The 15,058-nt window shown below is 42.3% G+C and carries 13 protein-coding genes; 8 read left to right on the forward strand and 5 right to left on the reverse strand.

Features of this window, described 5'->3' with window-relative positions:
* Positions 1–105 precede the first annotated feature (105 nt).
* From deoC to H589_RS0112255, 7 genes are all read left to right on the forward strand, one after another.
* The gene (gene deoC / locus H589_RS0112225; protein WP_027722282.1) at positions 106–759 is read left to right on the forward strand and encodes a deoxyribose-phosphate aldolase; all 654 of its coding nucleotides are present in this window, start codon (positions 106–108) and stop codon (positions 757–759) included.
* A 3-nt stretch (positions 760–762) separates the two neighbouring features.
* Positions 763–1,437, forward strand: a complete 675-nt coding sequence (locus H589_RS0112230; RefSeq protein ID WP_027722283.1) for a precorrin-8X methylmutase — start codon at positions 763–765, stop codon at positions 1,435–1,437.
* Positions 1,438–1,632: 195 nt separating this feature from the next.
* Positions 1,633–4,449 carry an EAL domain-containing protein gene (locus H589_RS0112235; RefSeq protein ID WP_027722284.1) on the forward strand — a complete coding sequence of 939 codons (2,817 nt, stop codon included), beginning with the start codon at positions 1,633–1,635 and terminating at the stop codon, positions 4,447–4,449.
* 392 nt (positions 4,450–4,841) lie between these two features.
* On the forward strand, positions 4,842–5,168 hold the full coding sequence (locus H589_RS19760) for a 4Fe-4S dicluster domain-containing protein (protein ID WP_035076017.1): 327 nt from the start codon (positions 4,842–4,844) through the stop codon (positions 5,166–5,168).
* 10 nt (positions 5,169–5,178) lie between these two features.
* Positions 5,179–6,330 carry a 2-oxoacid:acceptor oxidoreductase subunit alpha gene (locus H589_RS0112245; protein ID WP_027722285.1) on the forward strand — a complete coding sequence of 384 codons (1,152 nt, stop codon included), beginning with the start codon at positions 5,179–5,181 and terminating at the stop codon, positions 6,328–6,330.
* A gap of 2 nt (positions 6,331–6,332) precedes the next feature.
* Positions 6,333–7,169, forward strand: coding sequence for a 2-oxoacid:ferredoxin oxidoreductase subunit beta (locus H589_RS0112250; protein WP_027722286.1), 837 nt, complete (start codon positions 6,333–6,335; stop codon positions 7,167–7,169).
* Entirely contained in the window at positions 7,169–7,789 is a 621-nt protein-coding gene (locus H589_RS0112255) for a 2-oxoacid:acceptor oxidoreductase family protein (protein ID WP_027722287.1), read from the forward strand. The genes H589_RS0112250 and H589_RS0112255 overlap by 1 nt, the downstream gene beginning before the upstream one ends.
* Before the next feature lie 34 nt (positions 7,790–7,823).
* On the opposite strand, the gene H589_RS19765 is transcribed toward H589_RS0112255, so the two are convergent.
* The 5 genes from H589_RS19765 to H589_RS0112280 all read right to left on the reverse strand — a co-directional run bounded on the left by H589_RS19765 (position 7,824) and on the right by H589_RS0112280 (position 13,462).
* Positions 7,824–8,468 (reverse strand): hypothetical protein, encoded by a 645-nt coding sequence (locus tag H589_RS19765; RefSeq protein ID WP_051249739.1) that lies wholly within the window; start codon positions 8,466–8,468, stop codon positions 7,824–7,826.
* A 3-nt stretch (positions 8,469–8,471) separates the two neighbouring features.
* Complete coding sequence (locus tag H589_RS0112265; RefSeq protein WP_027722288.1) at positions 8,472–10,040, reverse strand: sigma-54-dependent Fis family transcriptional regulator; 1,569 nt, start codon at positions 10,038–10,040, stop codon at positions 8,472–8,474.
* 188 nt (positions 10,041–10,228) lie between these two features.
* Positions 10,229–10,816, reverse strand: a complete 588-nt coding sequence (locus H589_RS0112270) for an indolepyruvate oxidoreductase subunit beta (RefSeq protein WP_027722289.1) — start codon at positions 10,814–10,816, stop codon at positions 10,229–10,231.
* The gene (iorA, locus tag H589_RS0112275; RefSeq protein WP_027722290.1) at positions 10,816–12,660 is read right to left on the reverse strand and encodes an indolepyruvate ferredoxin oxidoreductase subunit alpha; all 1,845 of its coding nucleotides are present in this window, start codon (positions 12,658–12,660) and stop codon (positions 10,816–10,818) included. The genes H589_RS0112270 and iorA overlap by 1 nt, the downstream gene beginning before the upstream one ends.
* Before the next feature lie 148 nt (positions 12,661–12,808).
* Positions 12,809–13,462, reverse strand: a complete 654-nt coding sequence (locus H589_RS0112280; protein ID WP_027722291.1) for a tetratricopeptide repeat protein — start codon at positions 13,460–13,462, stop codon at positions 12,809–12,811.
* A 315-nt stretch (positions 13,463–13,777) separates the two neighbouring features.
* Between H589_RS0112280 and H589_RS0112285 the strand changes: the two genes are divergently transcribed.
* A complete protein-coding gene (locus H589_RS0112285; protein ID WP_027722292.1) occupies positions 13,778–15,037 on the forward strand; it encodes a glutamate-5-semialdehyde dehydrogenase in 1,260 nt (419 codons plus the stop codon).
* Positions 15,038–15,058: the final 21 nt, after the last annotated feature.

A 15,058-nucleotide genomic window follows, 5' to 3' on the forward strand; every position in this document is an offset into this window, starting at 1 on the left:
AATGTCGCTTTAATGGTAGATTTGCTCTTTTCTCAGGACTCATATTTACCTTGCCTTAAAGCTAATCCGGCAGGGGAATCATTAATTTTCAGCATGGAGATCGACATGAAAAGGATAGATAATCTGGCAGAGTACATTGATCATACACTTTTAGATGTTTCAGCTGTAGGAAGTGATATTGAACAGTTATGCCGTGATGCTGTTGAGCATGGGTTTGCCTCTGTCTGTGTTCACCCATGTCATGTTGCACATGCCGCTGAACTGCTTTTTTCTGAAAAACCTATGGTATGTTCAGTAATAGGGTTCCCTTGCGGGGCAACAATGTCAGAAATCAAAATGCTTGAAGCTATGCGCTTGGTTGATAAGGGTGCTCAAGAGTTGGATATGGTAGTTAATATCGGAGCGCTTAAGGCTGGAGATCGCAAAACATTTTTAAATGATATTTTTATGACTGTTCAGGGCGCTGGACATGTTCCTGTAAAGGCAATTATTGAGACTGGACTGCTTGATGAGGATCAGAAGAAAATTGCCTGCGAACTGGCAGTGACTGCCGGGGCATCTTTTGTTAAAACCTGCACAGGATTTGGTCCCGGGTGCGCGTGTATTGATGACATCAAACTAATGCGTTCAATTGTAGGTAACGCAGCCGGTGTAAAAGCCAGCGGTGGTATTAAAACTTATGAGCAGGCACTCGCATTGGTTGAAGCCGGAGCTAGTCGTTTAGGGACATCATCGTCCATTGATATTGTAAGGAGATAGCATTTGTCAGGGAAAATTGAGCTTATTAAAGTAGCGGAACCAAGTGAAATTGAAAGGAAATCATTCGAGATTATTGATTCTGAAGTTGTTGAGCCAAGGAAATATGACGGCATAGAGTGGCAGATTGCACGGCGGATGGTACATACCACTGCTGATTTTGAATTGATTGATCTTGTACGCATTCATTCTGATGCTGTAACTTCCGGGCTTGAAGCGCTGCGAAGTGGGTGTACTATTGTCACTGATACTGAAATGGCCCGTTGCGGCATACCTATGCGCAGGATGAATCCACTCAACTGTAAAGTTCGTTGTCTTATGAATGATCCTGAAGTTATTGCCTCCGCCAAAATGAATAATACAACTCGCGCTCATGCTGCTCTTGATATGACAGCAAATATTTTAAAGCCTGAGATTCATGTCATCGGAAACGCTCCGACTGCGCTTATTCGTCTGGTAAAACTCATTGAAGACGGAGTCATTGATCCACCTGCTCTGGTGGTAGGGATGCCTGTTGGGTTTGTGAATGCTGCAGAGTCAAAATATTTGCTTATGAATCATAAAGATATACCGTATATTACTATAGAAGGTCGTAAAGGAGGGTCTGCCTTAGCGGCTTGCGTAATTAACGCTCTTGCTGAAGTTGTGCTTGCTGAGAGAGGGCTCTCTTCAGCTTTATAGAGACTGACAAGTATATTAAAATAATGTTAAGTTGTTTAACTAATGTATGGGAAATAGATTTGTTGGTAAGTTGTTATTTTTTTTGCTTAATGGCGTAATGGTATGGACTTTGGTGCCCATCTGTGAATATCATGTACATAACTGCTTCAAGCAGTTTTTTTAATTTACACTGATTCGTTACTGGTAAAGCAAGATATGTCAGATCATAAATCCGGTTCTAAAAGATTCATGTTTACATTCAAAAAAGGTGAGAGATCTATTTCCAAAGATCTTTCAGCTTGTATTGTTTTTGCTCTCGCAATTATTATAGGCCTTGTAAGTGCTTATGAATATTTTGGACGCTCCAGAATGCTACGGCATGAGTTTGAGGATAAAGCTGATACTTATATAGAGCAACTCGCTAAATCCGTTACATATCCTATCTGGAATTTTGATATGGGATCGCTTAAGCATGTTTGCAGCGCCTATACTCAGAATGAGCAGTTTGCAAAGCTTAAGATTACTGATTTTAATGGAGATGTTCTATTCGATTTTGTACGTCCCGGAGAAGAAGATAATAACCCTATTTCCCGTAGTCGTGATCTCTATATTTCAAAAGAGAAAATAGGGACTATCGAGCTTGAATTATCCAGTAAAGCATATAGACGTAATATTGATTGGGTTTTATTTATTTCCAGCCTTACATTTCTCATCTCAGTTGCAGTTATATACGTAATTACAGGTTTTTTGCTAGATTATTTTATCAAAAACCCTTTGGCGCGACTCCGAAAGGGGATGGATAAGGTCGCTATGGGGGATTTTTCATATCGATTTGAAGAATTTCAATATATTGAACTTTTTGAAATCGGTACGCGATTCAACCGGATGACCGAGGAGATTGCCAGTCGAGAGAGACGCCTTGAAGAAGTTAATAAAGCTTTACAGGGAGAGGTTGTGAAGCGTGAAAATGCTGCCCGTTCCCTTATAAAGAGTGAAAAAAGATACAGAGCGTTAGTTGAGACTACGGCCGAAGGTTTCTTTATGATCGATGATGATCAGGTCATTCTTGATGTTAATCCAGCATTTTGCCGTATGATGGGGCTTGCTCGTGAGGATGCTCTTGGTTCAAATGTGTACAGTCTTTTGGGGGCGGCAGCTTCTGAAAAATTTGGTGAACGCCAGAGCGGAGATTATCGGTTTGAATTAAATTTGCTGAATAAAGAAGGTAACGAGATAGATATTTCTATTAACGCAACGCATCTTTATGAAAGCGACATCGATACACTTACCTTTGCATTTATTACAGATATTTCTAGCTACAAGATGATGGAGAAAGCTCTGCGTGCCTCTGAGGAAGAGTATAGAACTATTGCTGAATATACTTTTGACTGGGAAATGTGGATCAGTCCAACCGGGACAGTTAAGTATGTAAGTCCTTCATGTGAAAGAATTTCCGGTTATCCGAAAGGGTATTTTATGGAAGGCCCCATGAGAGTAGAGAACATTCTGCATAAAAATGACCGGGATTATTGGCATTCAGCCATGGGGGGAAACTTTTTTTCCGCTGATGGAACTGATATGCGGTTATTTCGCAGAGATGGTCTGTTGCGCTGGGTTTCACTCACTGGTCATCAGGTTTTTGCCGGTGATGGAACTTCTCTTGGGTTACGTCTTTCACTGCGCGACATCACCAAACGCAAATTTATGGAAAAGCAATTGCAGTATGAAGCATTGCATGATCCTTTAACCGGCCTGGCAAACAGGACTCTTTGTTGTGACCGTATTCTACAGGCTATAGAACGTTCACGTAGACGAGATAATTATTATTACGCCGTTGTTTTTATGGATCTTGATCGATTCAAAATTATTAATGACAGTTTAGGGCACAATATCGGTGACAGGCTGCTTGTTGAAGTCTCTAAGCGCTTGCTGCAGGCAATAAGAGAACTTGATACAGTTTCCCGCTTTGGTGGTGATGAGTTCATTGTTGTACTTGAGGAGCTTTCTTCACCACGTGAAGGTATCCGCATTGTAAGACGTTTGCGTGATAATCTCAGAGTTCCGATGACAATTGAAGGTCATAAAATTAATGTAGCAGCAAGCTATGGCGTGATTTTAAGCCCTATGATTTACGATAAGCCTGAAGAAATTATTCAAAATGCAAATGTGGCCATGCACCAGGCTAAAGAATCTGGACGTGACCGGATCAAGGTTTTCAATAAACGTATGCTTGATAAAGCTGTAATGGCCATGCAGCTTGAACGTGATTTGCGGGCAGCTATGCTTTCAGATGAACTCTTTCTCGATTACCAGCCTATTTATTCGTTGGAAAATAGACAAGTCGTGGGGTTTGAGGCTTTGATTCGCTGGAACCATCCTGAGCGCGGTCTTGTCATGCCCGGAGAATTTATCTCTATGGCGGAAGAATCCGGCCTTATTTTCGACCTTGGAAGTTGGGTTATTACTGAGGCATGCCGGCAGATGAAGAGCTGGATCAGCAATTATGATGATGCGGCAGATATGAAGATGTCTATCAATATTTCGGGCCGCCAGTTTTCACAGCCCTCACTTGTTGATAATATTCTTTCAAAGCTGGATGAGTTTGATCTTCCTCCGGAAAATCTTAAAATTGAAATAACTGAAACAGCTATTATGGAAAGGGCAAGTCAGGCTGTTGAAATGCTTAAAAGACTTAAATCGGCAGGCGTACTTGTTTCAATTGATGATTTCGGAACCGGTTATTCATCTATGAGTAATTTACAGGAATTTCCTCTGGATCAGCTTAAAATTGATCTTAGTTTTGTTCATAAGATCTGTAATTCATCAGAAAATATTGAGATTGTTAAGGCAATTGTTAATCTTGCCCATAATCTTGGATTGAGTGTCGTGGCTGAGGGTGTTGAGGAGATCGAACAGGAAGAAATACTTAAGAATATGGGATGTGAATTCGGTCAGGGATATCTTTTTTCTCGTCCGATTAGTCTTAATAAAGTAGAATCTTTCTTTAAGGGAGAAATCCAACTTGGTGAATAGTGGTTGAATTCAATATATAGAATTTATGTAAATTGGATTTGCTTACAATATATTTTACTGCAATATTTTTGCATAAGTGAAAAGAGTCTGAGTAGAAGGACTCTTTTTTTATTTGTGTGGTAGCGATTGTATAATCAATCAGTATGTATTGGTATGGTTTATTCTGATACTATTACAAGATATTGATAAAGTATATTTAAGTCAAACAAGTTTAGTTTATTTTATAATATTAGTGCAAAAGTACCGAATCATGTTGCATGTACTGTTCTGGCGTGCTAGGGCCGAATTTACATCTTGTTTATTTTTTTATGTCTCAGGATTATTTGTTAAGGTTCGCCCGGTTTTTTAGAATTAAAACGGGTGGGTAAATTACCATCAACCTGGATCAGGCTATGAGTGTCAAAAGCAAAGGGAATAGCACGGTTACGATTTTTCCGGATTGGTGTAAGGGGTGCGGTATATGCGCAGCCTTTTGTCCGGGTAAGGTCATGGAGTTGAATGATCAAGGGAAGGCTGTTGTTGTAAAAGAGGAAGAGTGCATAAGTTGCGGATTCTGTGAATTGCACTGTCCTGATTTTGCAATTATGGTCCGCCCCAAAGCTGATGATGAAATCCCCGCGGTGTGCAGGGCTGTTCTTGAGAAGGCTGCCCGTAAAACCGATATGCCTGCTGACGGCAGTGCTGCGGAAAAAAACAGTTCCGATATGGAAAAGGGATAGGTGAACTTCCATGGCCAGACCCAGAAAAAAGAAAAATACAGAAATTTTTGCTCTAGGTAATGAGGCTGTTGTTGAAGGTGCACTTCTGGCGGGGTGTACTTTTTATGCTGGATATCCGATTACTCCTTCATCAGAGATAATGGAAATTATGGCACAAAGACTGCCTCTTATTCCCAATGGTTCTTTTATTCAGATGGAAGATGAGATTGGAGGACTGGGAGCCGTTATAGGCGGATCGCTCGCAGGGCGAAAGGCTATGACAGCGACATCAGGTCCAGGGTTTTCTCTTATGCAGGAACATATCGGGTATGGGTGCATAACTGAGACTCCGCTGGTGATAGTCAATGTCATGCGAGGAGGACCAAGCACCGGTCTTCCAACTTCACCTGCTCAGGCAGATGTTCAGCAGGCTAGATGGGGAACCCACGGTGACCATTCAATTATAGTTCTTTCCGCGTCAAATGTTCAGGAGTGTCTGGATAATACAATTGAAGCATTTAATTTGGCGGAAAAATATCGTACGCCGGTTATTCTTCTCATTGATGAAATTACTGCTCACACCCGCGAGAAGATAATTATTCCTAATGAAGATGAGTTTGAAGTTTTCAACCGGATTGTCCCTACTATGCCGCCGGAATGGTATAAGCCTTATGAAGAGACTGTCCGCGGTGTTCCGCCAATGCCTGCTATCGGTTCAGGGTATCGGTTTCACGTTACAGGGCTGACACATGATACAAACGGTTTTCCAACTTCCCGCCCTGATGAAGTTCGCGAACTTAATGAACGTTTATTTCGTAAGATAGATCAGTTTCTGCATGACGTACAAATTGTTGATGAAATTGATACTGATGATGTCGATGTTGCAGTTATTGCTTACGGAACTGTTGCACGTTCTGCGGAATTGGCAGTTAAGCAAGCACGGGAACTTGGTGTTAAAGCCGGACTGCTTAAACTCTCTACTCTGTTTCCATATCCAAGAAAGGCTACTGAAAAGATCATGGCAAAAGCCAAGACTATTATTGTGCCAGAGATGAATATGGGCCAGATTTCCAGAGAAGTGAAAAGGGTGAATAACGGTCAGGTCAGTGTACGTACCATTAACAAGGTTGACGGGCAGATTATTACTCCTGCTGAAATCCTCAAAGTCATAACACGGGTGTAGCCATGGCTGATATGAAAGGAACACAACTCATTCATGAGTATTTAAGGCATAATAAAAAGTTCCCGCATGTTTTTTGTGCTGGTTGCGGACACGGTATTGTTCTGGGGTCATTGATTAGGTCCATTCATGGGCTGGGACTTTCAAAGGACGAAGTTTGTGTTGTGGCCGGTATCGGCTGTTCCGGCAGACTTGCTGCCTATGTTGATTTTAATACTGTTCACACCACGCATGGCCGTGCGCTTACTTTCGCTACCGGAATCAAGATGGCGAAGCCCAATATGCACGTAATCGTAGTAATGGGCGATGGTGATTCCATGGCAATAGGCGGTAACCATCTAATTCATGCTGCTCGCAGAAATATCGGTGTTACTGCTCTTATTCTTAACAATAATATTTACGGAATGACTGGCGGACAGTGTTCACCCACGACTCCTTCAGGTGCGTTTACTATGACAAGTCCTATGGGGCAGATGGAACAAAGTTTTGACTGTGTTGAACTTATGACCGCTGCTAAGGCAAACTATGTTGCTCGAGGTTCTGTTTTTCATGTGAAGAAGCTTGATAAAATGATTATGGAAGGCATCAGTAATCCTGGATTTGGAGTGGTTGAGATTATGACTCCATGTCATACTCAGTATGGCCGTAAAAACAAGTTCAAGACTCCTGTAGATATGTTTAAGAACATCAAGGATACTGTTATCTCTATTGAACGCTACAATCAGCTTAGTGAAGAAGAGCAGGCCAGCCGTATCCCCTCTGGAGTATTTGTCCAGAAGGATACTCCCAGTCTGGAAGAAAAGTTTTATCAGATGGCAGCCAGTTGTCAGGGAGGTGCATAATGGCAGATCAGCATCTCGATAGATTCGAAATACGTCTTTCCGGCCTTGGTGGTCAGGGGATTCTTACACTTGGAAAGGTTATGGGGTCCGGTTTGTCTTTGGGGCACAGTTATTTTGTAACCCAGACTCAAAGCTATGGTCCTGAGGCTAGAGGCGGAGCAAGCAGGTCGGATCTTGTCGTCAGTTCAGGTGTTATAAGTTATCCGAAAGCTGAATCTTTGGATTTGCTTATCGCTCTCAGTCAGGAAGCGTGTAATATGTATTATCGCAACCTGAAGCCCGGTGGTCTGCTGATGATTGAAACCGATCTTGTAAAGCAGCCTCCTGTGAATCAGTTTATAGGACTGCCGTTTACTAAGCTGGCGAAAGAGAAAATCGGATTAGTACAAACCATGAACACTATTGTTTTGGGTGCTGCTACTTTTCTGCTTCCTTTTGCTGAGCAGAGAGTAATGCGCAAGAATCTTGAAGAAGTCCTCCCCGCAAAGATCAGAGATATTAATGTTAAGGCTTTTAATCTTGGATTTCGTGAAGCGAAAAAGAATTTCGGAGATCCTGAGCACCTTTGGAAAGCGAATGCAGTCGTTGTTCCTGACGATGATGACTATGATTCTATTTAATTTAAAATGATTATGAAATTTAAAAGCCTTCCGGTTAACTGGAAGGCTTTTTTTCTGATTTGTGATTGCTGTTTTCAGGTCTCTTTATAGGTTCCGGTGGAGGTAATTTGAAACTGAATAATAAATCTGAAATTTTATTAAAATCTGATACTTCTTCTTTTTGTTCATCACTTAAATTAAAAAAATCCCATTGCTCACAAAGTTCTTGAGGCTCACGGGCACGGTTTTGGACTTTAATTACTATCACACTGCGGTTTCCTGATCTAATGGATGTGGTGCGTACCAAGTGGCAGTCAACATGCGCTGTAAAGCATTCTACATCTTTTGAAGAGCTCAGACAGTTCCCTGTTGATACTGTGGACCATTCTCCTATTTCCGGAATGTTGATGCTGGCTTTACGATTAAGTAATACTTGAATTTTGGCAGTACTGTTGCCGTTCTCGAAAAGGTACGTCTGTTGAGTTATAGAAAGAAAGTTCCGTTCACTACTGCCTTCATGATGTAACGCCGGAGATACAGTAAGAACTTTATCGGTAGTAATATATTTTGAATTAAAAGGAACAATAAAGGGTTGCCCCGGTTTTGTAGAACCGGAACAACCCATTGTAATCAGTGGCAGCACACAAATAATTGTGAAAAAAAACAGTCTGTAATTAACTGACCTGCTGAATATTTTCATAAACTATTTTTTCTTTTTTGTGCCTGCATATTTTTTTACATCAATATTATATTTTTTAACTTTATAGTTAACAATTCTGTAGCTGACTCTCAGATCCCGTGCAGCTTGAAGCATGTTGCCTCTTGCTTTTTTTAGGGAGTCAACAAGAAGTTCCTGCTCAAATTTGGCAACAGCTTCACCAAATGAAAGAGAATTATCAGTTGCTGTTGATTCAGCTGTCTGCAAGGTCGGAGGCAGATGATATGTCCTGATTACTTCTTCCTCACAAATGAGAACCGCACGTTCAATGCAGTTTTTCAGCTCACGAACGTTTCCAGGCCAGTGGTACTGAGTGAAAAGATCAATAGCAGGACTGGAAATTCTTTTTATCTTTTTATCGTATTCTTCGGAAAAACTATCAAGAAACTGTTCAGCCAATGGAAGGATATCTTCACGACGCTCACGAAGAGGTGGAATGAAAATAGGAAAAACATTAATACGGTAGAAAAGGTCTTCTCTGAATTTACCTTCACGTAGAAGGGCTTCAAGAGGCTGGTGAGTTGCACATATCAGGCGCACATCAACCGTGATCGGTTGCTCTGAACCAACGCGCTGAATTTCTTTTTCCTGAATGGCTCGCAAAACTTTAGCCTGTGCATCCATAGATAGTTCACCAATTTCGTCAAGGAACAGGGTTCCATTATTGGCGACTTCAAAAAGACCGCGCTTGTTCTGGTATGCTCCTGTGAATGCTCCCTTTTGATGCCCGAAAAGCTCACTCTCAACCAATTCAGCTGGCAATGCTGCGCAGTTAAGTTTTACGAGGGGCTTATCGCGTCGAGGACTGCAAGCATGGATAGCTTCTGCAAGCAGTTCCTTTCCGGTTCCTGATTCTCCTCTAAGCAAAGCAGTTGCACGGCTTGGTCCAACTTGGCGGGCCTGACGCAGAACTTGCCTCATGCTTTTGGATGTAGCAATGAAATCAGATGGCGGTGGAACGTCAACAGCACCGGGCATCATGCCTTGCGACAGCATCTGAGCCTGCATGGACATTTCTTCCTGCAAGCGGGAAACCTGATTGGAAATGAGAGCAGCAACTACTTCGAGAAACTGCTTATGCTCCAAGAGATTGTCCATCGGCAGCACCGGTGAATCTACACTGAGAGTTCCCAGTACTTCCTGATTTCCGTCAGAGTCTGTAGTCTTAATCGGAACACATATATACGCGAGGGTTTTTAATTCCTCTTCTGATCTGCTGAAAGCTTTGTTAATCAGTTCTGTATCATCAGACATTCTGGGAATTACGACGGATTCACCTGTTTCATATACCCTGCCGATAACACCTTTTCCAGGGGAGTAGGTAACTGTATAGTCTTTGGCAGGACTGTGGGTGATGGAAAGTTTAAGTCTTTCCGATTCCGTATTCATAATGGCCAGAAATGCACGCTGGAAGTGGAGATCTTTGGACAGAACTTCTAGAATAGCATTGAGGCTGGGTTCCAAATCATGATGGGGAGCTACTGAGTTGAGAATCTCATTTAATGTTGAGAGATATATATTATTCACTCGTTCCGTCAGTCCGTTAATACTCATTGTTTTACTCATGCCGTCCAGGCTGTTTTTAGTTTTCAGCTTTTTCGAGCAGACAAAAACTGAGTCTGCTTCGTGGTTTCGGCCTAAAATTGGGGGTGACTAATTGAAGATTTTTCTTGGCCTATTGTAGCATAATGATCAAAATTGTCGACAGCCACATCTATTTGTGGCTGTCGGCAATTATTTACTTACGATATTGCCTTAACTCCGAGTTCAAGAGCTTTGAGGTTAATATCCGCAATTTTAGGTTTCATGACTGATTTAATTGTTTCAGCCAGTTCTTCCGGTTTAAGCGGAATACAACCTGTAGCGCAAAGAGCTCCAAGAAGGGCTATATTTCCACTTTGTGGAGCCCCTGCTTCTATACCAAGTGCCTGACAAGGCAGGTAATAAGCTTTGCCCGCACATGCTTCAACTTTCTCCTTGATTGTTTCAAAGGGAATGTTTTCCGTTTTTCCGGTGCAAACGCTGAGGGGAGGAATATATTCAGTGCTGGAAAGTACTGTTCCACCAGGTTTAAGGTATGGCAGGGCGCGCAGAGTTTCTAAAGGCTCAAACCCAAGAATAATATCAGCTTCGCCATAGCCTATTTTAGGAGAGGCCATGCCTATGAGCAGTGCTGATTCTACAACACCGCCACGCTGTGCCATGCCGTGAATTTCTCCTGCAGTAACGTTAATTCCACAGTCAAGAATGGCCTGTGCAAGGAGGTTGGTGGCAGTCAGAGTTCCCTGTCCGCCAACACCGGTCATGAATATACGCAATCTGGTACTCATTAGCTGCTCCTTTTCCGGGCTTTAATATCTTTAGTCAGTTGCAGACAGAGCATACAGCCGGAACAAAGAATTTCATTGATTTCTACTCCGTTAGCAGTTTTTTCAAATGCAGGACAGGCCAGTTCTTCCATAACGCGAAGAACTTCATCTGTCTGATTTTCAACATATGCTGCACGGGCAGGCTTTTTGCGAAGAGTACGTCTGGCAAAGAGCGGGCATGGATCTTTAGCAATAAGCACTCTTACGCCCTTGATTGCCTTTAGCTCTTCTAAAGCCTTCATAGTAGATTTCTGATTGAGTGGGCTGACGGTACGAACTTCGTTTACACCGCAGCCTTTAACAATAGCTTCAATGCTGATTTGCATCGGGTTGGAACCAAGTGTTGTGGTTTCAACTCCTGGATTCGGTTGATGGCCTGTCATTGCAGTCGTGGAGTTATCAAGAATAACCAGCAAAATATCATGCTGATTAAAAACTGCATTTACCAGTCCGGTTATTCCGGAATGGAAGAAAGTTGAGTCCCCGATGAATCCAATTACTGTTTGACCGGCAGCTTTGGAAGCTCCTGAACCTGCAGAGATAGAAGATCCCATACATAGTAGAAAGTCTGCAGCATTAAGCGGGGGAAGAATTCCAAGTGTGTAACATCCGATATCAGATGAACAGATTGCATCAGGTCCGAATACCTTTTTAACTGCGTAATATGCTGCTCGATGGGTACATCCTGCGCAAAGGTTCGGAGGTCTCATGGGCAGTCCCTCTTCTGCTTCGCAGCAATCAACTTTTACTGCTTCCATGCCGAGTATTTCACGAATGGCAGCAGTTACGTTGAGAGTTGAATATTCGCCGTTTAGAGGTAGATTAGGGTTTTCCTTGCCAATTACTTCAACAGCAATTTTATTTTTCTGTGCCTGAATTCTGATTTCATTTTCAATGAAAGGTTCAAGCTCTTCAAGAATTAAAACTTTATCTACAGATGAGATAAAATCGGTTATCATTCTTGTAGGCATCGGATAGGTGAAACCAAGCTCAAGTATTTTAAATTTGTCACCAAGTCCTGTATCAGCAAGAGCATCTTTGAGATATGCTCTGCATATTCCGGATGCAATTATGCCAATTTTACCATTGCCTGAAATTGTGTTGTATGCAGAATTTTCTGCCATTTCACGCAGCTTTTCAAGCTTAGCAAGAAGGTCTACATGCATAGTCCTGGCAAAGGCCGGGATGGGGACATATTGAGCCGGATTCTTCTGGAACCCTTTGGCCGGAGCAAGCTTAGCAATCTCTCCGAACTCAACCGGACCTCGCAGGTGGTTAATTCTGGTTGTGGTCCTGAGCAGGAATGGAGCAGACATTTCGCGTGACATATTAAGGGCGTCGCGAGTCATGTCTTTTGCTTCCTGCGCCGTGGCTGGTTCCATGCAGGGCATACCGGCAAGGCGGGCGTAGTATCGGTTATCCTGCTCATTTTGACTGGAGTGACATCCTGGATCGTCTGCAGAAAGGAGTACCATACCACCGGGAGTACCTACGTATGCCAGAGTCATGAGTGGGTCTGCAGCTACGTTTACACCAACGTGTTTCATCGTTGTCAGAGTCATGGCGCCTGATATTGCAGCTCCGCCGCCGACTTCCAGGGCAACCTTTTCGTTAACAGAGTATTCAAAAGTGTAATCGCCTTCAGGAGAAAGGCGGAAAAATGTATCCGGTACTTCGGAGGAAGGCGTGCCGGGGTAACAGGTAACAACCTGAATCCCTGCTTCAATTGCTCCTCTGACAATGGCTTCATTGCCGAGAAGCAGCTTTTTCATGCCTGATTTGTCAGCTAGAAGTGGGTGAGCCATGAAAATGCTCCTTTTCATTAGGTTGGCAGTAAGTTCAAAAACGCCTGTTTATTTAAGGGAAGAGGTTTCTATTGTAATCCCTCTTCCCCGTTTTTTTATGTCTACGTTTTTGATTCGTCTGTGATTCTAGGTAAGCTAGGTTTTAATATTATAGTTTTGCTTTGAGTTCTTTGATTTTACTTTCAAAGTACATTCTTTCATTAGGATTACTGGTCATAAGAGCCTGATAAGCCTGTATGGCCATCTGTGTGTTCCCGGATTTTTCAGCAGCTTCAGCAAGCATTCTATTAATAGAAGCAGCATATGCGGGACCGGCACTGTTTATAAGGTTCTGCAGGATTTTAGCAGCTTCAGCAGGCTTACCAGCAAGCATTTTACATTTGGCTTTGCCCATTTCAGCAACAGGAGTCATTTCTGCATTTTCTGTTGCGATGTCTGCCCATACAGATTCCGCTTTGCCATATTCAGCAGAATCCATCCATGCTTTAGCTAAAGCAAGCTGGACTGCTGGCTTCATATCAGCAGGGACAGTTTTTGCGAACGTTGAAAGAGCATCAGCCTGTTTGGCTCCACTGTATTTGATAAGAATAGCACCCAGCTCACTCTGAGCTTTGAGCTGTTTTTGCTGATTCATATACTTCATACCTGAAAAGCCGGCAGCAATTAAAATAATTACCACAATTCCAGCCGTAATAATCTTGCCGTTTTCAAGCAGATAATCGAGAAGAGGGTGGATGCTGTCGGGGGTAGATTCGTGAACCTGATTGAGAATGTCCTGAGTCGTATCTTTGTTTTCTTCCATTTAAAGGAATGCCTCCGTGATATTGATGCGTATTTAGTACAAAGTTGAAGTGCGCTTTATAAAGCAGTCTGACAAAAAGGTCAAAACTGAAAAATTAAAATAACTTGTTGTAAAAATAGGATAAATTGTAAAGTGTGTGAAAAAGATTACAAAAAAAGAAAAAAATTTTTCACATATTTTACAACAAAACCACCACTTGCCGAGATACATTGGTAAATGGTAGTTGACTTTTTTGCAATATCCTTAGTAGCCAATTTGAATGAAACAATGGAAAAATTGAAATTTAGTTAATATAAATATGATTTGAGGTGGAAAATGAGTCTTTCAGAAGCAATGAAAAATGTAGCGGTTAAGGCTAAAGACGCGGCACGCAAAGTTTCCTGTGCAGATGGAACAGCACGTAATAATGCAATCGTTGCACTTGCATCTCTGCTTGAACAGGAAAAAGAGTTTATTTTTGCGGAAAATCGTAAGGATCTTGACGCAGCCAAAGAGCGAGGCCTTGATCAGGCCCGTTTGCAGAGATTGGAGATTACTCCGGAAGTACTTGAATATATGATTCAAGGCTGTAAAGAAGTAGCTGGGCAGTCTGACCCTGTCGGTGAGATTGAGAAGATGGAAAGACGGCCCAACGGTATAATGGTTGGAAAGATGAGAATTCCTCTTGGCGTCGTAATGATGATTTTTGAATCACGGCCCAACGTGACCGTTGATGCAGCCGTTCTTTGTTTGAAAGCCGGTAATTCGGTTATTCTCAGGGGAGGATCTGAAGCGATTTATTCTAATATTGCTTTAGCTTCACTGCTTAAAAAGGCTCTCGAAAAAGCCGATTTGCCAGGAGAAGCTGTTCAGGTTGTTGAAGTAACTGACCGCGAGGCTGTGTCTGAGCTGTTAAAGCTTGATGAATATATTGACGTAGTAATTCCGCGCGGCGGAGAAGGGCTCATTCGTGCTGTTGTACAGCAGGCCACCATGCCTGTTTTGAAGCATTACAAAGGTGTCTGCCATATTTATGTCGATGAATTTGCTGAGATTCCCGAATCTGTAAATATTATCAAAAATGCTAAGACCCAGAAACCTGCAGCTTGTAACTCAGTCGAATGTGTGCTGGTTCATGAAGATATTGCTAAAGATTTTCTACCTGCACTCGGGACGATTTTAACTGCATGTGGTGTGACTATGAAGGGATGCCCACGGGCAATGCCTTTGCTTGGTCCTAAAGCTGTTGCTGCTGAATTTGATGATTGGGGACAGGAATATCTTGATCTTATTTTAGCAGTTAAAGTTGTCAGCGGTCAGGATGAAGCTCAGGATCATATTGCGCGGTACGGTTCCAATCACAGTGAAATTATCCTTACTCGTGATCATGCAAGAGCCATGAGGTTTATCCGTGAAGTAGACGCTTCCATGGTAGGTGTGAATGCGTCTACCCGTTTTAATGATGGTGGCCAATTAGGGCTAGGTGCAGAAATAGGTATTTCTACTTCCAAGCTCCATTCTTATGGCCCTATGGGTGCTACTGAGTTGACCAGTACCAAATTTGTTTTATTAGGTGACTGGCAGGTTCGTAATTAGTTTTCGTCACTTTATTAAATT

The sequence above is a fragment of the Maridesulfovibrio zosterae DSM 11974 genome (assembly GCF_000425265.1).
GTDB classification, from domain to species: domain Bacteria; phylum Desulfobacterota; class Desulfovibrionia; order Desulfovibrionales; family Desulfovibrionaceae; genus Maridesulfovibrio; species Maridesulfovibrio zosterae.